The sequence below is a fragment of the Mesorhizobium sp. M0317 genome (genome assembly GCF_040321555.1).
Lineage (GTDB): Bacteria > Pseudomonadota > Alphaproteobacteria > Rhizobiales > Rhizobiaceae > Mesorhizobium.
Genome location: NZ_JAMYRV010000005.1, coordinates 1 through 17,550, shown reverse-complemented (window position 1 = coordinate 17,550; position 17,550 = coordinate 1). Strand labels below are relative to the sequence as shown.

Genomic DNA, 17,550 nt, shown 5'->3' with positions numbered 1-17,550 from the left:
TTGATAACAATCGACAGGTGATCTCCGCCCTTGAGGGGGGAGATGTCGCCGAAGGCGACAGAAGGGGGTCGCCTCGCTTGGAGCGCCGACCTCCTATGCGCAAGAGGCTGAGTCCGGTCGCACGGACCCCCTCTGGCCGCTTCGCGGCCATCTCCCCCCTGAGGGGGGAGATTAGTACCGCGCCTTACGCCGCTTGCGGCTCCGGATCGAACGCCGGCCTGCTCGTATTGATCAGCAGCGACAGACACGCAGCCACGATCGCCGTCATGCCGGCGATCAAGAAGGCCAGTTCGTAATTGCCCTGCAGCTCGCGCATGGTGCCGCCGAAGGCGGCGGCAGTGGCCGCACCCACCTGGTGGCCGGCGACGATCCAGCCGAACACGATCGGGCCGCTGCGGTCGCCGAACGCCTCGTTGGCGAGCCTGAGCGTCGGCGGCACGGTGGCGATCCAGTCGAGACCGTAGAGCACGGCGAAGATGATCAGGCTGGTCGCCGAGAAGCCGGAATAGGGCAGATAGATCAGCGCCAGACCGCGAATGCCGTAGTAGACGCCGAGCAGCTTGCGCGGGTCGAAACGGTCGGTGAGCCAGCCCGAGAGCGTCGTACCGATCAGGTCGAAAATACCCATCAGTGACAGCAGGCCTGCGGCCTGTACCTCGGGGATGCCCATGTCGCCGCAGAAGGAGATCAGATGCGTGCCGACCAGCCCGTTGGTGGTGAAGCCGCAGATGAAGAACGTGGCGAACAGATACCAGAAGACGCGGGTGCCGGCGGCGCGGCGTAGCGTGTTCAGCGTATGCGCCAGGAAATTGCCTTGCGATGCCGGCGATACCGGCGGCACGTCATCCGCCCCGGCGCCATAGCGCACCATGCCGATCGAAGCGGGACGCTCCGGAACCAACAGCCAGACCAGCGGCAGAAGACAGGCGGTGGCGATCGAGACGGCGGTAGCGACGGGCTGCCAGCCGCCCGACTGGGCGAGCGATGCCAGCAGCGGCAGGAACACCAACAGGCCGGTGGCGCTGGAGGCCGACATCAGCCCCATCACCAAGCCGCGATTGGTCTTGAACCAGCGGTTGACGATGGTGGCGCCGAGCACGGTGGCGACCGCGCCGGAGCCGATGCCGGAAAACACGCCCCAGGTGAGGAACAGGTGCCAGGGCTCGGTCATCAGTAGGCTGAGCGCGGTCGAGCCCGACATGATCACAAGCGAGGCAAGCAGCGTGCGGCGCAAGCCGATACGCTCCATCAATGCGGCGGCAAACGGCCCGGTCAGGCCGTAAAGGAAGATGCCGATCGCAGCGGCAATCGAAACCGTATCGCGCCCCCAGCCGAAGCTTTTATCCAACGGCAGCATCATCACCGAGGGTGCGGAACGAAGCCCGGCCGCGATCAACAGGCAAAGGAAGATGACGCCAACCACGACGAAAGCGTAGCGCTGGCCAAAGGGACGGGATTGAGCTATCATGTTACTGACCGGTACGTTGCAGGGTGAGGACATGTATACGTACCGATCGGTAACACGTCAATCGAGTCATACCATGCCAACGGACAAAAATATTGAACTGACCATCAAGGACGGTCATGCAGCCGCACCGCCCAAGGCTGCCAAGAAAATCCTCGACGTGGCCTACGACCTGTTCTACCGCCGCGGCATCCGGGCGATCGGCGTCGACGAAATCGTCAAGCGCGCCGGCGTCACCAAGCCCAGCCTCTACCGCAGCTTTCCCTCCAAGGACGAGCTCGCCGCTTCCTATCTCAGGCAATATGACCGTGAGTATTGGGAGCGTTTCGACGAAGCCGTGGCTGCCCATCCCGACGACCCGCGGGCACAGCTCAGGGCTTTTCTGACTCGCGTCGGCAAGCGCACGCAAAGGCCGGACTATCGCGGCTGCGGCATGACCAACGCGGCGGTGGAATATCCCGAACATGGCCATCCGGCGCGTGTCGTCAGCGAGGCCAACAAGCAGGAGTTGCGCCACCGCCTGCGCGCCATGGCCGCAGCGATGGGCGCTAAAGACCCTGACACGCTCGGCGACGGCCTGCTGCTGTTGATCGAAGGCGCCTATATCAGTGGCCAGCTCTTCGGCCTCGGAGGCCCGGCGGCAGCGGTCGCCCACAACGCCGACCTGCTGATCGAGGCGAGCTTGAAGAAATAACATTTCGAACGTTGGCGCCGCCCCTCACCTGCCGGCATCCTTTCCCGGAAATGGGGCGAGGAACGCTCTCATCACGATTTCGCCAATTGCCAGCGTTGCAAGGTTGTCGCCAGCGGCGCAGCCGGCCACTTTCTCCCGTTCAGGGGGAGAATTGCCCGGCAGGGCGATTTGGGCGGCGCCAACGTTGAGATTGGCACGCTAGGCCGGCCGCAGATTTGGCGATAGGCTGGGGCGAACTTCACGGGAGACGTCCGCATGCGAACCCTGCTGCTTGTTCCATTCGCCCTCGCCGCCCTATCCCAAACCGCCCATGCCGACGGCATATCAAGCGTCTACACCGACCTCGACTCGCAAAAGGACTGCGTCACCTATGCGCAGGCGCAGGAAGGCGACGGCGAATGGGCCGAACTCGCCTGCTCCGGCTATCGTGGCTATCCCGTGCTGATCGCCTATGACGACGCCCGTGAATCGCTGTTCTACGGATTTCCGCCCGGCGGCGACATGACCTCGGTCTGGGAGAGCTTTTCCGGCTTCAACTCGTCCGGCGCCAAGGTCGAGTGGCGCATCGAGACCAAGGGCGACGTTGCCGTTCCCTTTGCCGTCATCCACCGCCGCTCGATCAGCAATCCCGAGGACGAGAACAAGCCGACCGAAGTGCTGCTCGTCGCCAAGGTCGCCCAGATGGAAGCCCGCGACGGCTGCACCATCGGCCTCGTGCTGGCCACCGGCAACCCGCAGGCCAATGACCAGGCGCGCAAGCTGGCCGACGAAAAGGCGAAGAGTTTCGCCTGTGGCAAGGACAAGCACACCGTCATCGGCAACGTGCCGGCGTTTGGTCGGGTGGATAACTAGTCACGTGGGTGCAAGGCACCCCCCTCTGCCCTGCCGGGCATCTCCCCCTCAAGGGGGGAGATTGGCAGCTTCGCTGGCGGCGCTTTTCTTTCGGCGCTGAAAATTGACGAAAGCCGTTGCGACTCCCCCCTTGAGGGGGAGATGGCCGGCAGGCCAGAGGGGGGTGCCTCGCGCTGGCGTTTGCCGCTTACTTGAACGAGACGCAGGCCTCTCTCGGCGCTACTTTGCCGCCTTCGCCCGTGCGATCGCGTCGACAATCATCTTCTTGGCGTATTTGGAATCGTGCCAGCCTTCGATCTTGACCCATTTGCCGGGCTCGAGATCCTTGTAGTGCTCGAAGAAGTGCTGGACCTGGTCGCGGGTGATCTCGGGCAGCTGCGTGTATTCGGTGACGTTTTCGTAGCGCAGCGTCAGCTTCGGCGACGGCACGGCAATGACCTTCTCGTCCTGGCCGGCATTGTCTTCCATCACCAGCACGCCGATCGGCCGCACATTGATGACGCAGCCCGGCACCAGCGCGCGGGTGTTGCAGACCAGAACGTCAATCGGGTCGCCGTCGCCCGAGAGCGTGTGCGGCACGAAACCGTAATTGCCGGGGTAGCGCATCGAGGTGTGCAGGAAACGGTCGACGAACAGCGTGCCGGCCTCCTTGTCCATCTCGTACTTGATCGGCTCGCCGCCGATCGGCACCTCGATGATGACGTTGATGTCCTCGGGCGGGTTCTTTCCGATGGCAATGGCTTCGATTCGCATGGCTTAAATCCCTCTCTCGATGTCCAAGATCGATAGCGGGCGGCGCGGCATGGTGCAATGCGGCGATTGGTGCGAAGCGCTAACGGAAGCGCACGGTTTATGATGATTTGTAACCGAGACCGGTCATTCCCAGACGAAGGCGACCTTCTTCAGCGCCCTCTGCTCGAAAACCTCGACGCCTTCGGCGACGTCACGGCCACCCGCGCCGGCATAGAAGGAAAGTGCGTTCTGGTTGTCTTCCAGCGCCCACACCACCATTCCCTTCAGCCCGTGGTCGGCAAGCCGCGCCCGCGCCGCCTTGAACAGCCGGCTGCCGAGCCCGATGCCCTGATATTCCGGACGCAAATAAAGTTCGTAGATTTCGCCCTGTTGCTTCAGCTCGCGGGCGCGGTTCTTGCCGATCGTGGCATAGCCGGCGATGGTGCCGCCGATCTCGACCACCAGAACGGTGGCGGCGCGGCGGATGGCGTTGGCCCACCAATCGGCGCCGCGGCGGTTGATCATCGAGGTCAGCGAGCGATGCGGGATGATGCCGGAATAGGCGCCCTCCCAAGCCTGCTGGTGCACGTCCGCAATGGCGCCAGCGTCGCGCGGTTCGGCTTTCCTGATGTCGATGCTCAGCGTATTCATGATTTGTTAACCATAAACCCGCATCGGCCATTTGCAAGAGTCGAGGTCAGCCCGCCGACCGCTTTCTCACAGCGGATCGCGACGCTGCTGACAATGGGCAAAGCCTGCCTGGAAAACGCACCCAGCCGGCGCGATCAGGCGTCCGTCCGGGTAGCGCTTGCTGGCTTTTCAGATCTCGACCAGATGATCGTCCAGTTCATTGGCGTCGCCCGACGTCACCGGGAAATGCTCGGCCAGCACCGCGCCGACCTGCCCGATCGCCTTGACGAAGCCGTCGGCGAGCCGGTCGTGACCGGCATGCTGCAGGAGATCGCGCACCACGCCGTCCCAGACATGCTGGCCGACCTTGCTGTCGATGCCCGAATCGGCGACCACTTCGGCATAACGCTCGGCGATCGACACGAAGACCAACACGCCGGTGCGCGCCGTGGTGCGGTGGACATTGCGGGCGAGGAACTGCCTGAGCGCATTGTGATGTGCCGCCTGATAACGCTGCCGGCGCGGCACCAGATGGATGCGCAAGCCAGGCTGCGCCCACAAAAGCACCAACACCGAGGCCAGTGCCAGCAGTTGGACAATGACGAAATGCGGCAGCCGGATCGACAGCCACCAGGCTTCCAGCCCATAAGCGACGGCGAGGCTGGCAATCAGCATGCCTGATGTCGCCATGAAGGCGGCGGGAAAGAAATAGCCGTCGCTGGCATGCGCAACGACGCAGTAGATCTCGCCGTCGGTTTTGGCCTCGGCCGCGCGGATCGCGGTGGCGATGCGCTCATGGTCCTGTGGGCTGATCGGTCGTGTTGCCATCTTCTCTCACCAGCTCCCTGAAGACCCGCCACCGCCAGACGAACCACCGCCGCCTGAAAACCCGCCGCCGCTGCTTGAGCCCGAAGACCAGCTGCTGCCCGAACTTCCCGATGACCATCCGCTGCCCGACGACGAACTTGTTGTCCAGCTGCTGGAGCCCGAGGACGATCCGCTCGGCCCCTGGCCGTAGCGAAAGGTCATGCCCAGCCATTTATACACGCCCGGCGACAGCTTGGTGCCGAAGATCGGCGGCAGGAAGGCCATCGCCAGGCCGCCGAAGAACATCGCCGCCCACAGGATCAGGAAGACCGCGACGACGGGATCGATGGGCGTGCTGCGGTCGGCCGGATTGCGCTTGCTGCGCGCCTCCAGCTCTTCCGGGTTGCCTTCCAGCACCATGACCATGTCGTCGACGGCCTTGGAAATGCCGCCGGAGAAATCACCGGCGCGGAACGCCGGCACCATGTCGTTTTCGATGATCAGTTTGGTGTGCAAATCGGTCAGCGTGCCTTCCAGCCCGTAGCCGACCTCGATGCGCATCTTGTGGTCGTTCTTGGCCACCAGCAGAAGCACGCCGTTGTTTTCGCCGGCCTGGCCGAGTTTCCAGAAGCGGAACAGCCGGTTGGCGTAGGGTTCGATCTCCTCGCCGTCCAGGCTGGGGATGGTGGCGACGACGATCTGGTCGGAGCCTTTGGTCTCAAAATCCGCGAGCTTCTGCGTCAGTGCCGCCTTGGTCGCGGCGTCGATAATACCGGCATTGTCGACCACCCGCCCGGTGAGTGCCGGCAGGTCTGCCGCCAAGGCTACAAACAGCATGGTGAGCATCGTCAACAGGGCGATGCCGATCGTCGCGGCTGCGCGGCCAGGTTTTGGCGGATTGAAGACGCCTACTGTCATGCCGTCACCAGCTCCCCTCAACCACCATGACTGTCCTCAATCACCATGATCATGTCGTCGACCGCTTTGGAAATACCGCCGGAGAAATCCCCGGCGCGGAAGGCCGGCACCATGCCTTCAATGATCCGTGTGGCGTGCTGGTTGGTGAGCGTGGCTTCCAGCCCGTAGCCGACCTCGATGCGCATCTTGCGGTCGTTCACGGCCACCAGCAGAAGCACGCCATTGTTCTTGGCCTTCTGGCCGAGCTTCCAGGCGTTGAACAGCCGGGTGGCGTAAGGCTCGATCTCCTCGCCGTCGAGGCTGGGAACCGTCGCGACGACGATCTGGTCGGAGCCTTTGGTCTCGAAATCGGCCAGTCTTTGGGTGAGCGCCGCCTCGGTCGCGGCATCGATGATGTCGGCATTGTCTACCACGCGTCCCGCGAGGGCGGGCAGCTCCGCTGCCAGCGCCGCGACGCTGACGAGCAAGACCAGCAAGGCAGCGCCGGTCATCGTGGCGAAGCGCCCATGCCAGGGATTGGCGATGCGTGTTGTCATCTCGTCACCAGCTTCCCGAGGAGCCGCCGCCGCCGGACGAACCGCCGCCGCCGGAAAAGCCGCCACCACCGCTTGAACCCGACGACCAGCCGCCCCCGCCCGAAGACCAGCCGCCGCTGGATGACCGCTTGTGCGGCTCGAATGTCATGCCGAGCCAGCGATAGCGGCCGGGACCGAGTTTTTGGCCGAAGATCGGCGGCAGGATGGAGGCGGCCATGCTGCCGAAGAAGATGATCGCCCAGATGCTGATGAAGACGGCGAAGAACAGATTGTCGGTATTGATGGGCGGCTTCTGGTTGCGCTCGCCGCGCGCCTCCAATTCCTCCGGATTGCCTTCCAGCACCATCACCATGTCGTCGACGGCCTTGGAAATGCCCCCGGAGAAATCGCCGGCGCGGAACGCCGGCACCATGTCGTTTTCGATGATCAGCTTGGTGTGCAAATCGGTCAGCGTGCCTTCCAGCCCATAGCCGACCTCGATGCGCATCTTGCGGTCGTTCGGCGCCACCAGCAGCAGCACGCCGTTGTTTTCCTTGGCCTGGCCGAGCTTCCAGAAGCGGAACAGCCGGTTGGCGTAAGGCTCGATCTCCTCGCCGTCGAGGCTGGGGATGGTGGCGACGACGATCTGGTCGGAGCCTCTGGTCTCGAAGTCGGCGAGTTTCTGGGTGAGCGCGGCTTTGGTGCCTGCATCGATGATCCCGGCATTGTCGACGACGCGGCCGGTGAGGGCTGGGAGATCGGCGGCGGAGGCGGTGAGGGGCAGGAAGACGGCCAGAAAGGCGAGAAGAACACCAAGGTTGGCGTTCCTTCGCGGCCCCCTCTGTTCTGCCGGGCATCTGCCCCGCAAGGGGGGAGATTGGCAGCTTCCTCGTCGACCCATCCCTTCAAACGTTGGCGGTTGGCGAAAGCCAAAATGACAGCCGATCTCCCCCCTTGCGGGGGAGATGTCCGGCAGGACAGAGGGGGGTGTGAAGGAACGCAAGGCTGGCAAAGGCCAAGCTCACCCAGACGTCATCACCCGCCCTGCTTCGTGCCGAAATCGACCTTCGGCGGCTGCATCTTGTCTTCTTCGACGGTGAAGTTGGCGAAGGGCTCGTTGCTGCGGAACCAGAAGGTTGCCCATAGCACCGACGGAAAGGTCCTCAGCGTCAGATTGTAATCCTTGACCGCCAGGATGTAGTCGCGCCGCGCCACGGCGATACGGTTCTCGGTGCCTTCGAGCTGCGCCTGCAGCGCCAGGAAATTCTGGTTGGCCTTGAGGTCGGGATAGGCCTCCGACACCGCGATCAGCCGCGACAGCGCGCTGGTCAGCCCTGATTGCGCATCCTGGAACTTCTTGAGCGCTTCGGGGTCCTTCAGCGTTTCCGGCGTCACCGTGATCTGCGTTGCCTTGGCGCGCGCCTCGACCACCGCATCGAGCGTGTCCTTTTCATGCGAGGCATAGCCCTTCACCGTCTCGACCAAATTGGGAATGAGGTCGGACCGACGCTGATACTGGTTCAGCACCTCGCTCCATGCCGCCTTGGCGTTTTCCTCCGCCGTCGGGATGGTGTTGAAGCCGCAGCCGGCGAGCAGAGGCAGCACGACGGCCATCATCAGCACGGCCGGCAGACTGCGGAAAGGGAAGGCAAGGCGCTGGGCAAACATGGTGAGGTCCCTCGACAGAAGTTGCATGCGAAGCATTAGCACAATCCGCGCTCAAGAAAATGTCTGCCGCTGGCGCGCATTCCTGGCGCGCATTCATGCGCCGGCGAGGCCCTGTGATTGATCGCGCGAACACGATATGGTTGCCGGCAAACAGGACAGGATCATGGCGGAACGCCGCGACGATGACAGCGAATCGCGCCGCATTATTGAGCGCGTGGCGAACGAGGGCGGCCTTGGCGGCGCATCGCTGGTGTCACGGGCAGCGAAAGGCGCGCGCGATCATGTTACCGCAGCCGAGGCCGACCCATCCGATCCGATCGAGGTCTGGGGCACCCGCATCGGCCGCACACTTGGGCTCATCGTCGCCCTCGGCCTTTTGATCTGGCTCGTGTACTACGTCTCCCGGGGCAGCTAGAGCATGATCCTGAAAAGTGGGAACCGGTTTTCTCTACCGTTTTGTCCGGAGATCATGCTCCAACCAAAGAGATAGATCAGGATGACGATTCAACGAAAAATTATCCGTATCTAGGATTTTCCATGAACAGCGAAAAAGCCGACGCGCCGCGCGCGGTCATCGTCATTTCCAGCCATGTCGCCCGCGGCTCGGTCGGTAACCGCGCCGCCGTGTTTGCGCTGGAGACGCTGGGCTTTCCGGTGTGGGCGGTACCGACGGTCATCCTGCCCTGGCATCCGGGCCATGGCCGCGCCACGCGCATCGTGCCGCCGCTCGACCAGTTCAAGGCGCTGATGGCCGATCTCGAGCGCGCGCCCTGGCTGGGTGAGGTTGGCGCGGTGCTGTCGGGCTATCTTGGCGAGGCCGGCCAGGCCGAGGCCGTCGCCTCGCTGGTTGCGGCGGTCAAGGCCAAGACGCCGGACGCGATTTATATATGCGATCCGGTGATGGGCGATTCCGGCGGGCTCTATGTGCCCGAGCCGACGGCCGCCGCGATGCGCGACCGGCTGATGCCGATCGCCGACATCGCCACCCCCAACCGCTATGAGCTGGAGTGGATGGCCGGCGCGCCTTTGCCCGATCTGAAATCGGTGATCTCGGCCGCCCTCCATGCCGGACCGTCAACAATGCTGGTGACGTCGGCACAGTCGATGATGACCGGCGGCACCGGCAATCTGCTGCTTGACGGCACCCAGGCGCTGCTGGCCGAACACCGCCTCATCGACAAGCCGCCGAATGGCCTCGGTGACCTGACTGCGGCCGTCTACCTCGCCCGCATCCTGTCGGGGCAGCCGCCGATCAAGGCGCTGCAATCGACCACCGCCGCCGTCTACGAAATCCTGGCGCGAACCGCCAAGCGTGGCGGCGACGAGTTGCAGCTTGAAACCGATGCCCAGAGCCTGTCGCATCCGATGGCGATGGTGCAACTGCGCCACCTCACTCATCCGGGGCGGGACCGCCGGGCGTGACCTCGACCGTGGTCGTCGGCGTCGACGGCTGCAAGGCCGGCTGGATCGCCGTCCGCCGCGATCTGGATGCCGCGCCGTCAGTCCGCGTCTTTCCCAGCTTTGCGACCCTGCTCGACGCCTTGCCCGCCGATGCGACAGTGGTCGTCGACATGCCGATCGGCCTGCCGGACGTCTCGCAAAGAGGCGGGCGCGGGCCGGAGACCTTGGTACGGCCAATGCTCGGAGCACGGCAATCCAGCGTCTTCTCTATCCCGTCCCGCCCGGCCCTCTACGCCGACACCAGCGGCTTCACCACGGTCGAGGCCTGGTATGAGGCACATCGGCGCGCCAGCGAGGTGGCCAAGGCGACCTCCGATCCGCCACGCGGCGTCTCGATCCAGGCCTTCGGCATCTTTGCCAAGATACGCGAGATCGACGCGCTGCTGATCGCACGTCCGCAACTGCGCCGCCGCGTCTTCGAATCGCATCCCGAAGTGGCCTTCTGCCGGCTGAACGGCGAAAAACCGATGACACTGCCGAAGAAGATCAAGGGCGCCGTCAATCCGGCCGGGATGGAAGAACGCAAGGCACTGCTCTGCCAGCACGGCTATACCAGAGCTTTCCTTGACCAGCCGCCGCAACGCGGTGCTGCCGCCGACGATTTCCTCGACGCCGCAGCGATGATGCTGATTGCCGGACGCATTGCCGGCGGGGAGGCAACGCCGTTTCCCGACCCGCCGCTTGCCGACCGTTTCGGCATTCCCCTGGCGATCTGGGCGTGAGGCAAGCGGCGCCATGCGTGCGGCATGGCGATTTGCGACGAAGCCATCCGCAATTCGGCATTGCCCGCGACGGGCATTTGCCGTTAGAGCCTTTCTAACTTGAAATGAGCTGCCGTCGCTAACCCCGAAAGGCTTCATCCCTAGCCCATGCCCCATCTCCCCGAACATCTTTGGACCGGCTACCGCAACTTCATGAATGGCCGCTATCTCACCGAGAGCGGACGCTATCGCGAGCTTGCCCGCGAGGGGCAGGCGCCCGAAACCATGATCGTTGCCTGCTGCGATTCCCGCTCTGCCCCCGAGGCGATCTTCGACGCCGGTCCGGGCGAACTGTTCGTCCTGCGCAATGTCGGCAATCTGGTGCCGCCCTATGCGCCGGACGGCGAGTTCCACTCGACCTCGGCCGCGCTCGAATTCGCCGTGCAGAGCCTGAAGGTGAAAAACATCGTGGTGATGGGCCATGGCCGCTGCGGCGGCATCCGCGCCGCGCTCGACACCAATTCGGCGCCGCTGTCGCCCGGCGACTTCATCGGCAAATGGATGAGCCTGATCGCGCCGGCGGCCGAAACCGTTTCGTCCAGCACGTTCATGACGACAACCGAACGGCAGACGGCGCTGGAGCGGATTTCCATCCGCTATTCGATCGCCAATCTCAGGACCTTCCCTTGCGTCTCCATCCTCGAAGGCAAGGGGCGGCTGTCGCTGCATGGCGCCTGGTTCGACATCTCGACCGGCGAGCTCTGGGTGATGAACAAGGACACCGGCGACTTCGAGCGGCCGGATTTGACGTAGACCCATGATCCCGAAAAGTGGGAACCGGTTTTCGGATAAGGGCATGGTCAAATAAGAGGAGGCAAGAATGCGGGTTTGGCCTGCGATCGCTTTCGCCGTAGCGGCGCTGCTGATTTCGCTCGTCCCTGCCCGCTCCGATGACGGCGCCATTATCGACCGCTGGTATTCGGCGCTGCTGGTCGCCGATCGCACCGAATTGTCGGACCTGCTCGCCGACGATGTCCGCATCAAGCTCGACGATCTCGGCGTCGTACAGTCGAAGCAGGAGTTCATCGCGTCGATCGACGAATGGAAGGGCGCGGTCGCCGGAGCCGCAATCCGGCATCGCGTCGAAAAGAGCGAGGCCGGCGTCACAACTGTCATCGCCTGCTATGATTTCCCCAACAATGACATGCTGATGCAGGAGACGTTCGCCGTCACCGGCAACCGCATCACCGCCAGTTCGCAAGCGGCAATCGCGGAAAATTGCGACGGCTTCTGACGCGGGCTTGAATGGCCGCGCTGTTGCGCCGCGCCAGTCATCGCCCTACATCGGTCAGCAAGCTCCGCCAATCATCGAAAGATCCCCCATGCCGTCCACGAAAACCGTCGATCTCGCCGCCCATCCGCTGACCAAATGGCAAGGGCCGCTCGGCCTGCCGGATTTTGCCAGCATCGGCGACGACGATTTCTCCTCGGTGTTCGACGCGGCGCTGAAGGCACATGAGGCCGAAATCGATGCGATCGCCGGCAACAAGGATGCGCCGACCATCGAGAATACGCTGGCAGCCCTCGAGCTCGCCGGTGAGCCGCTCGACCATGTCTCGTCGATCTTCTGGTGCCGGGCCGGCGCCCACACCAACGATGCGATCCAGGCGCTGGAGCGTGAGATCTCGCCGAAGATGTCGCGGCATTTCTCGGCGATCTCGATGAACGAGAAACTGTTTGCCCGCATCGACGACCTCTACCAGCGCCGGGAGACGCTAAAACTCGACGTCGAGACGCTGCGGGTGCTGGAGAAGACCTGGAAAGGCTTTGTGCGATCGGGCGCAAAACTCGACGCCGACGGCAAGAAGCGGCTGGCCAACATCAGCGAGGAGCTGTCCTCGCTCGGCACGACCTTCGGCCAGAATGTGCTGGCCGACGAGCGCGACTGGGCGCTTTTCCTCGACGAGGCTGATCTTGCGGGCCTGCCGGACTTCGTGAAGAGTTCGATGGCCGAAGCCGCCGAGACGCGCGGCCAGAAAGGCCGCTACGCAGTCACCTTGTCGCGCTCTATCTATGAGCCGTTCACGACCTTCTCCGAACGCCGCGACCTGCGCGAGACCGCCTTCCGCGCTTTCACCATGCGCGGCCAGAACGGTGGCGCCAGCGACAACACCGCAGTGGTGCGCGACATGCTGAAATTGCGCGCCGAAAAGGCCAAGCTGCTCGGCTATGCCTCGTTCGCCGCGCTGAAACTCGACGACACCATGGCCAAGACGCCGAAGGCTGTGCACGACCTCCTCGACCCGGTCTGGGAGAAAGCGCTGGAGAAGGCCGCCGCCGACCAGAAGGAGCTGGAGCGGCTGGCGACCAAGGCAGGCAGCAACGAAAAATTCGCCGCCTGGGACTGGCGCTTCTACCAGGAGAAATTGCGCGCCGAAAAATTCGACTTCGACGAGGCGGAACTGAAACCCTATCTGCAACTCGACCGGGTCATCGACGCCTGCTTCGACGTCGCCACAAAACTGTTCGGCATCACTTTCGAGGAGAAGAAGGGCATCGCCGCCTGGCATCCCGACGCGCGCGTCTTCGTGGTGAAGAACGCCGATGGCAGCGAGCGCGGCCTGTTCCTCGCCGACTATTTCGCCCGATCCTCGAAGCGTTCTGGCGCCTGGATGAGCGCGCTGAAGTCTGGCTACAAGCTTGGGGATGGCTCCAAGCCGGTGATCTACAACATCATGAACTTCGCCAAGCCGCCGGCGGGGGAAGCGGCGCTGCTGTCGGTCGATGAGGCCAAGACCCTGTTCCACGAATTCGGCCATGCTTTGCACGGCATGCTGACCGACGTCACCTGGCCGTCGGTGGCGGGCACGTCGGTTTCCCGCGATTTCGTCGAACTGCCTTCGCAGCTCTACGAGCACTGGCTGACGGTGCCCGCGGTGCTGGAAAAGCATGCGCTGCATGTCAAGACCGGCAAGCCGATGCCGAAGTCGCTGCTCGACAAGATGCTGGCCGCCCGCACGTTCGGGGCCGGTTTCGCCACGGTCGAGTTCACAGCGTCGGCGCTGATCGACATGGCGTATCACGCGCGGCCGGATGCGCCGGCGGAACCGCTGCGTTTCGAAGCCGAAACGCTGGAAAAGCTTGATATGCCCGACACCATCGCCATGCGTCATCGCACCCCGCATTTCGGCCATATCTTCTCCGGCGACGGTTATTCAGCCGGCTACTATTCCTACATGTGGTCGGAAGTGCTCGACGCCGACGCCTTCGCCGCCTTCGAGGAGACTGGCGATCCCTTCAACCCGGCGCTGGCGGAACGGCTGCGGAAGAATATCTATGCCGCCGGCGGGTCGAAGGATCCGGAGGAGCTGTACACGGCGTTCCGCGGCAAGATGCCTTCGCCGGAAGCGATGATGGTGAAGCGGGGATTGGTGTAGCGCGGCTTTCCCTTCTCCCCCTGTGGGAGAAGGTGGATCGGCGCGAAGCGCCGAGACGGATGAGGGGTGTTCCAGGGAACGCCGACGCCTCACTCCGCTGGAACACCCCTCATCCGTCGCCTGCGGCGACACCTTCTCCCACAAGGGGAGAAGGTGAGCCTATACTGCCCAAGGATCCGCCACCCTGGGCCACACCGGCCGCGTCAATTTCTTGTAATCCGTCACCGCCGGATTGCTCGGATACGAGCTCGGCGCCGAGACATAGATGATCTCCGCCGCGATCGGTTCAAAGCCGGCGTAGAAATGGTTGGTCGACTTGATCAGCAATATGTCCTTCGACAACGGATCGACACCGATGTTGGAGAAGACATCCGGCTCGAAGGTCTGCGTGCGGTTGGTGTTGAGGATGATGTCGATTTCGGTGCCTTCGAGCCGCACCAGCGCCGTTGGTCCGAGCGTCACCCGGCTCGGCCCGAAGCTCTGCCAGCCCTCGGGGACGGCTTTCAACACCTTGACGCGCGCATCGATCGGTTCGCCGGCCAGCGGCCCGGCCTTGCCGCCGAAGCGCAGGTCGATGACGGCGCCTTCGCCTGCCGCCTGGCAAAAGGTGACAGCGATCGGGTCCCAGATCGTCGCCACGCCAAAATTGTCAACGCCCTGTTCCAACATTGCGCGCAGCACAACGGTACCGTCGCCGGCGACGCCACCGCCGGGATTGTCCCAGATGTCGGCAATCACAACCGGCTTGCCGGGATTTTCCTTGCGCACGGCCAGTGCCCGCGCGATGCCGTCCTCGGTGTTCAGCATCGTCATCGCCGTCCTTTCGCGGATGGCGTAAAGCTCGTGCCCTAGCCTCTCCGCCAGCGCATCGCCCTTGGCCTTGTCATTGTCAGTGACGACCAGGATGCGCGTGCCCATTTCCGGCACGTCCGCGGCCATGAAGCCATGGATGACCGAGACCGACAGCACGCCGTCCTTGCCGTGCAGCGCCTTGATGCGGTCGACGAAGGAGCGCATCGGCTCGCGGCTGGTCGGCAGCACCTGGATCATGCGGCAGTCGAAGGTCGAGATCACCGGCTTGATCTCGCTGCGCGCCGCCGCCAATGCAAGCTCGACGACATGTTCGCCGCGCTCATAGAAGTCGGTGTGCGGGAATTCGAGGAAATAGGCCATGACATTGCATGCCGCCACGCGCTTCGGCGTCAGATGACTGTGCGGGTCGAGCTCGACCGCGATCACCACGTCGGGCCCGACGATTGCGCGAACCCGTTCCAGCAGATCGCCTTCGCAATCGTCATAGCCTTGCGCCACCATGGCGCCGTGCAGGCCGAGGATGACGGCGTCGACCGGCAAGGCTGCCTTCAACTGGCCGAGAATCTCGTCACGCAACGCCTCATAGGTCTGCCGCTGCACCAGCCCGCCCGGCTCCGCCCAGGTGGCGGTGCCTTCGATGACGGTCAGCCCTTCGGCAGCCGCACGCCGGCGCAGCGCGACCATCGGCGAGGAGCACAAGGTCGGTGTATCAGGATGCTTGCCCGGCCCGGCATAGAACGCCATCTCGAACGACGCCCGGTCGGTCGGCACCGGCGAGAAGGTGTTGGTTTCGGTCGCCAGCGAGGCGGTGAAGATGCGCATGAAAACTCCGTACGGCTATTTGTTTTTCGCAATTCCGGACGGAAAACCGCTCCACACTTTTCCTGGAATTGCTATTTTACGGCCCCGAGCGCCAGCCCGCGGACGAGATAGCGCTGCAGCCAGATGAACAGGATTGCCACCGGCAGCGTCGCCAGCAGCGTCGCCGCCATTACATGGTGCCATTCGATCGTGTAGCGGCCGGCGACCAGCGAGAACACCTGGATCGGCAGCGTGTAACTTTCCTGGCTGCGCAGCATTGTGAGCGCAACGACGAACTCATTCCATGCGTTGATGAAGGTGAAGATGGCGGTCACCGCGATTGCCGGCAGGCAAAGCGGCAGAAACACTTTTCGCAAGGTCAGCCAGCGGCCGGCGCCTTCCATCCACGCTGCTTCCTCGAGATCGCGCGGGATGGTGTCGAAATAGCTTTGCAGCATCCACACGGTGAAGGCGACGTTGAAAGCCATGTAGATGACGCCGAGCGCGGTCGTGGATTCGATCAGACCCCAGGCCGCCATCAGCCGGAACAGGCCGAGCACCAGCACGATCGGCGAGATCATCTGCGAGATCAGCAGGAACTGGCGGAAGGCGCCATAGCCGGCAAAGCGAAACCGCGACATGGCATAGGCGGCCGGCACCGAGATCAGGATGGCGCCGACGGTGGCGATAACAGAGACATAGAGCGAATTGGCCAGCGCCTGGCCAAAGCCGGTCGCCACCCACATGTCGGCAAAATTCGACCAGTGGAATTCGCTTGGCCACCAGGTCGGCGACAGCACCTCCTGCCGCGGCTTGACCGCGGTCAAAAACATTACCGCGAAGGGGAAGATCGTCACCACGAGCAGCGGCGAAAGCAGCAGCCAGGCGATGATCGTACGCTTCAGCTTGGGCGTCATGTGCGCTGCTCCCGCATGGCAAGCCGCACATAGATCATGGTGAAGATCAAAAGGATGGCGAACATCAGCAGCGACACCGCCGATGCTTCACCCAGTTTGCCGATGCGGAAGGCCAGCTTGTAGAGATGGGTGACCAATATGTCGGTCGAGTTGGCCGGCCCGCCCTGCGTCATCACCCAGATGATCGGGAAGGAATTGAAGACGTAGATGGTGTTGAGCACGATGGCGATGTTGATGAACGGCTTCAGCAGCGGAAAGGTGATCTCGCGGAACTGCTGCAGCGGCGTCGCCCCCTCCAGGGCCGCCGCCTCGTAGAGGTCGTCGGGGATCGACGACAGGCCGCCGAGGAAGATGGTCGTGGTGAACGGTACCGTCACCAATATGCCGATCAGCACCTGCATCGGGAATGCCGTCTCGGCGCGCGCCAGCCACTGGATGTTTTCATGGATCAGGCCGAGCCCGATCAGCGCCGAGTTCAGCATCCCGCTTTCGCCGTTGAGCGCCCAGCGCCAGACCACCGCCGTCATCGTCAGCGACACCGCCCAGGGCAGCATGATGATGACGCGGGCAATGCCGCGGCCGTAGAAATCGGTGTTGAGGATCATCGCCACGGGGACGGACAACAGCAGCGCGCCGCCGACCACCAGCACGGTCCACAGGCCGGTGCGCCAGAGTGCCGCCAGGAAATCGGGATCGGCGAGGAAGGCGAAATAATTGGCGAAATCGTTGAAGTCCCGCAGCTGCCCAAAACGGCTGACATCATGCGTCGATATCTGGATCAGGTCCCAGACCGGCCAGAAGATGACGACTGCGGCCAGAAACAGGCTGGGGAAGGTCAATAAATAGGGCAGGTAACGATTTTGCATCGGCCGGATTCGTACCGTGTTGGACATAAGTGGCGCTGGCGCGCCAGCTCGGATCAATCTCGCATATCGGTCTAAGGCAGCGCTTCAGGGTTTGAATCTCCTGCGGACGTTTGCGCTGCCCCTCACCTGCCTGCCCATCCTCCGCAACGGTTGCGGAAGGGAGCCATTCCTCTCCCCCGTCGATCGGGGGAGAGGTGTGGGGGGGAGCTAGACCGAGTGGGGGTGGGCGGCGGGGATGTCGCCCCATGGGGCCGCCGGCGGCGTGTTCTTTTG

At 63.6% G+C, this 17,550-nt stretch carries 18 protein-coding genes and 1 pseudogene; 8 read left to right on the top strand and 11 right to left on the bottom strand.

Annotated elements, in window-relative coordinates; translation table 11 throughout:
• Nucleotides 1-184: 184 nt before the first annotated feature.
• The gene (locus tag NKI88_RS06460) at nucleotides 185-1,468 is read right to left on the bottom strand and encodes an MFS transporter (RefSeq protein WP_023835196.1); all 1,284 of its coding nucleotides are present in this window, start codon (nucleotides 1,466-1,468) and stop codon (nucleotides 185-187) included.
• Between the two features lie 73 nt (nucleotides 1,469-1,541).
• Between NKI88_RS06460 and NKI88_RS06455 the strand changes: the two genes are divergently transcribed.
• A complete protein-coding gene (locus NKI88_RS06455) occupies nucleotides 1,542-2,159 on the top strand; it encodes a TetR/AcrR family transcriptional regulator (protein WP_352654264.1) in 618 nt (205 codons plus the stop codon).
• A 255-nt stretch (nucleotides 2,160-2,414) separates the two neighbouring features.
• Nucleotides 2,415-3,011 (top strand): hypothetical protein, encoded by a 597-nt coding sequence (locus NKI88_RS06450; RefSeq protein ID WP_023700187.1) that lies wholly within the window; start codon nucleotides 2,415-2,417, stop codon nucleotides 3,009-3,011.
• A 219-nt stretch (nucleotides 3,012-3,230) separates the two neighbouring features.
• Here the strand turns inward: NKI88_RS06450 and ppa are convergent, their stop codons facing one another.
• The 7 genes and pseudogenes from ppa to NKI88_RS06415 all read right to left on the bottom strand — a co-directional run bounded on the left by ppa (nucleotide 3,231) and on the right by NKI88_RS06415 (nucleotide 8,281).
• A complete protein-coding gene (gene ppa / locus NKI88_RS06445; protein WP_023668623.1) occupies nucleotides 3,231-3,764 on the bottom strand; it encodes an inorganic diphosphatase in 534 nt (177 codons plus the stop codon).
• Between the two features lie 123 nt (nucleotides 3,765-3,887).
• A complete protein-coding gene (locus tag NKI88_RS06440) occupies nucleotides 3,888-4,394 on the bottom strand; it encodes a GNAT family N-acetyltransferase (protein ID WP_113191959.1) in 507 nt (168 codons plus the stop codon).
• Nucleotides 4,395-4,562: 168 nt separating this feature from the next.
• A complete protein-coding gene (locus NKI88_RS06435; protein ID WP_023822005.1) occupies nucleotides 4,563-5,201 on the bottom strand; it encodes a TPM domain-containing protein in 639 nt (212 codons plus the stop codon).
• Nucleotides 5,202-5,207: 6 nt separating this feature from the next.
• Entirely contained in the window at nucleotides 5,208-6,098 is an 891-nt protein-coding gene (locus NKI88_RS06430; protein ID WP_502909434.1) for a TPM domain-containing protein, read from the bottom strand.
• 35 nt (nucleotides 6,099-6,133) lie between these two features.
• A pseudogene (locus NKI88_RS06425) lies at nucleotides 6,134-6,589 on the bottom strand (TPM domain-containing protein); the annotation flags it as partial.
• A gap of 49 nt (nucleotides 6,590-6,638) precedes the next feature.
• Nucleotides 6,639-7,481 carry a TPM domain-containing protein gene (locus tag NKI88_RS06420; protein ID WP_352654261.1) on the bottom strand — a complete coding sequence of 281 codons (843 nt, stop codon included), beginning with the start codon at nucleotides 7,479-7,481 and terminating at the stop codon, nucleotides 6,639-6,641.
• 167 nt (nucleotides 7,482-7,648) lie between these two features.
• Complete coding sequence (locus tag NKI88_RS06415) at nucleotides 7,649-8,281, bottom strand: LemA family protein (protein ID WP_023681434.1); 633 nt, start codon at nucleotides 8,279-8,281, stop codon at nucleotides 7,649-7,651.
• A 163-nt stretch (nucleotides 8,282-8,444) separates the two neighbouring features.
• Between NKI88_RS06415 and NKI88_RS06410 the strand changes: the two genes are divergently transcribed.
• From NKI88_RS06410 to NKI88_RS06385, 6 genes are all read left to right on the top strand, one after another.
• Nucleotides 8,445-8,696, top strand: a complete 252-nt coding sequence (locus tag NKI88_RS06410; protein WP_023822002.1) for a hypothetical protein — start codon at nucleotides 8,445-8,447, stop codon at nucleotides 8,694-8,696.
• Between the two features lie 122 nt (nucleotides 8,697-8,818).
• On the top strand, nucleotides 8,819-9,703 hold the full coding sequence (gene pdxY, locus NKI88_RS06405; RefSeq protein WP_023668615.1) for a pyridoxal kinase PdxY: 885 nt from the start codon (nucleotides 8,819-8,821) through the stop codon (nucleotides 9,701-9,703).
• Complete coding sequence (locus tag NKI88_RS06400) at nucleotides 9,700-10,464, top strand: DUF429 domain-containing protein (protein ID WP_352654259.1); 765 nt, start codon at nucleotides 9,700-9,702, stop codon at nucleotides 10,462-10,464. The genes pdxY and NKI88_RS06400 overlap by 4 nt, the downstream gene beginning before the upstream one ends.
• A gap of 147 nt (nucleotides 10,465-10,611) precedes the next feature.
• Nucleotides 10,612-11,256: a carbonic anhydrase gene (locus NKI88_RS06395; protein ID WP_023668613.1), complete on the top strand. Its 645-nt coding sequence runs from the start codon at nucleotides 10,612-10,614 to the stop codon at nucleotides 11,254-11,256.
• A 67-nt stretch (nucleotides 11,257-11,323) separates the two neighbouring features.
• Nucleotides 11,324-11,737 (top strand): hypothetical protein, encoded by a 414-nt coding sequence (locus NKI88_RS06390; protein WP_023688839.1) that lies wholly within the window; start codon nucleotides 11,324-11,326, stop codon nucleotides 11,735-11,737.
• 88 nt (nucleotides 11,738-11,825) lie between these two features.
• Nucleotides 11,826-13,880 carry a M3 family metallopeptidase gene (locus NKI88_RS06385; protein WP_352654257.1) on the top strand — a complete coding sequence of 685 codons (2,055 nt, stop codon included), beginning with the start codon at nucleotides 11,826-11,828 and terminating at the stop codon, nucleotides 13,878-13,880.
• Nucleotides 13,881-14,039: 159 nt separating this feature from the next.
• Here NKI88_RS06385 and NKI88_RS06380 read toward each other — a convergent pair whose 3' ends face one another.
• The 3 genes from NKI88_RS06380 to NKI88_RS06370 all read right to left on the bottom strand — a co-directional run bounded on the left by NKI88_RS06380 (nucleotide 14,040) and on the right by NKI88_RS06370 (nucleotide 17,277).
• Entirely contained in the window at nucleotides 14,040-15,515 is a 1,476-nt protein-coding gene (locus tag NKI88_RS06380) for a M81 family metallopeptidase (RefSeq protein ID WP_352654255.1), read from the bottom strand.
• Between the two features lie 71 nt (nucleotides 15,516-15,586).
• The gene (locus NKI88_RS06375) at nucleotides 15,587-16,411 is read right to left on the bottom strand and encodes a carbohydrate ABC transporter permease (protein WP_023668609.1); all 825 of its coding nucleotides are present in this window, start codon (nucleotides 16,409-16,411) and stop codon (nucleotides 15,587-15,589) included.
• Nucleotides 16,408-17,277 carry a carbohydrate ABC transporter permease gene (locus NKI88_RS06370; protein WP_023742180.1) on the bottom strand — a complete coding sequence of 290 codons (870 nt, stop codon included), beginning with the start codon at nucleotides 17,275-17,277 and terminating at the stop codon, nucleotides 16,408-16,410. Before NKI88_RS06370 ends, NKI88_RS06375 begins: the two co-directional genes overlap by 4 nt.
• Nucleotides 17,278-17,550: the final 273 nt, after the last annotated feature.

Bases quoted from the DNA above. Each gene is read 5' to 3' on its own strand.
- NKI88_RS06450 (WP_023700187.1), top strand. From the start codon at position 2,415: ATGCGAACCCTGCTGCTTGTTCCATTCGCCCTCGCCGCCCTATCCCAA.
- NKI88_RS06435 (WP_023822005.1), bottom strand. From the start codon at position 5,201: ATGGCAACACGACCGATCAGCCCACAGGACCATGAGCGCATCGCCACC.
- NKI88_RS06455 (WP_352654264.1), top strand. From the start codon at position 1,542: ATGCCAACGGACAAAAATATTGAACTGACCATCAAGGACGGTCATGCA.
- NKI88_RS06390 (WP_023688839.1), top strand. From the start codon at position 11,324: ATGCGGGTTTGGCCTGCGATCGCTTTCGCCGTAGCGGCGCTGCTGATT.
- pdxY (WP_023668615.1), top strand. From the start codon at position 8,819: ATGAACAGCGAAAAAGCCGACGCGCCGCGCGCGGTCATCGTCATTTCC.
- NKI88_RS06395 (WP_023668613.1), top strand. From the start codon at position 10,612: ATGCCCCATCTCCCCGAACATCTTTGGACCGGCTACCGCAACTTCATG.
- NKI88_RS06380 (WP_352654255.1), bottom strand. From the start codon at position 15,515: ATGCGCATCTTCACCGCCTCGCTGGCGACCGAAACCAACACCTTCTCG.
- NKI88_RS06415 (WP_023681434.1), bottom strand. From the start codon at position 8,281: ATGTTTGCCCAGCGCCTTGCCTTCCCTTTCCGCAGTCTGCCGGCCGTG.
- NKI88_RS06440 (WP_113191959.1), bottom strand. From the start codon at position 4,394: ATGAATACGCTGAGCATCGACATCAGGAAAGCCGAACCGCGCGACGCT.
- NKI88_RS06460 (WP_023835196.1), bottom strand. From the start codon at position 1,468: ATGATAGCTCAATCCCGTCCCTTTGGCCAGCGCTACGCTTTCGTCGTG.
- NKI88_RS06385 (WP_352654257.1), top strand. From the start codon at position 11,826: ATGCCGTCCACGAAAACCGTCGATCTCGCCGCCCATCCGCTGACCAAA.
- ppa (WP_023668623.1), bottom strand. From the start codon at position 3,764: ATGCGAATCGAAGCCATTGCCATCGGAAAGAACCCGCCCGAGGACATC.
- NKI88_RS06410 (WP_023822002.1), top strand. From the start codon at position 8,445: ATGGCGGAACGCCGCGACGATGACAGCGAATCGCGCCGCATTATTGAG.
- NKI88_RS06370 (WP_023742180.1), bottom strand. From the start codon at position 17,277: ATGCAAAATCGTTACCTGCCCTATTTATTGACCTTCCCCAGCCTGTTT.
- NKI88_RS06430 (WP_502909434.1), bottom strand. From the start codon at position 6,098: ATGACAGTAGGCGTCTTCAATCCGCCAAAACCTGGCCGCGCAGCCGCG.
- NKI88_RS06375 (WP_023668609.1), bottom strand. From the start codon at position 16,411: ATGACGCCCAAGCTGAAGCGTACGATCATCGCCTGGCTGCTGCTTTCG.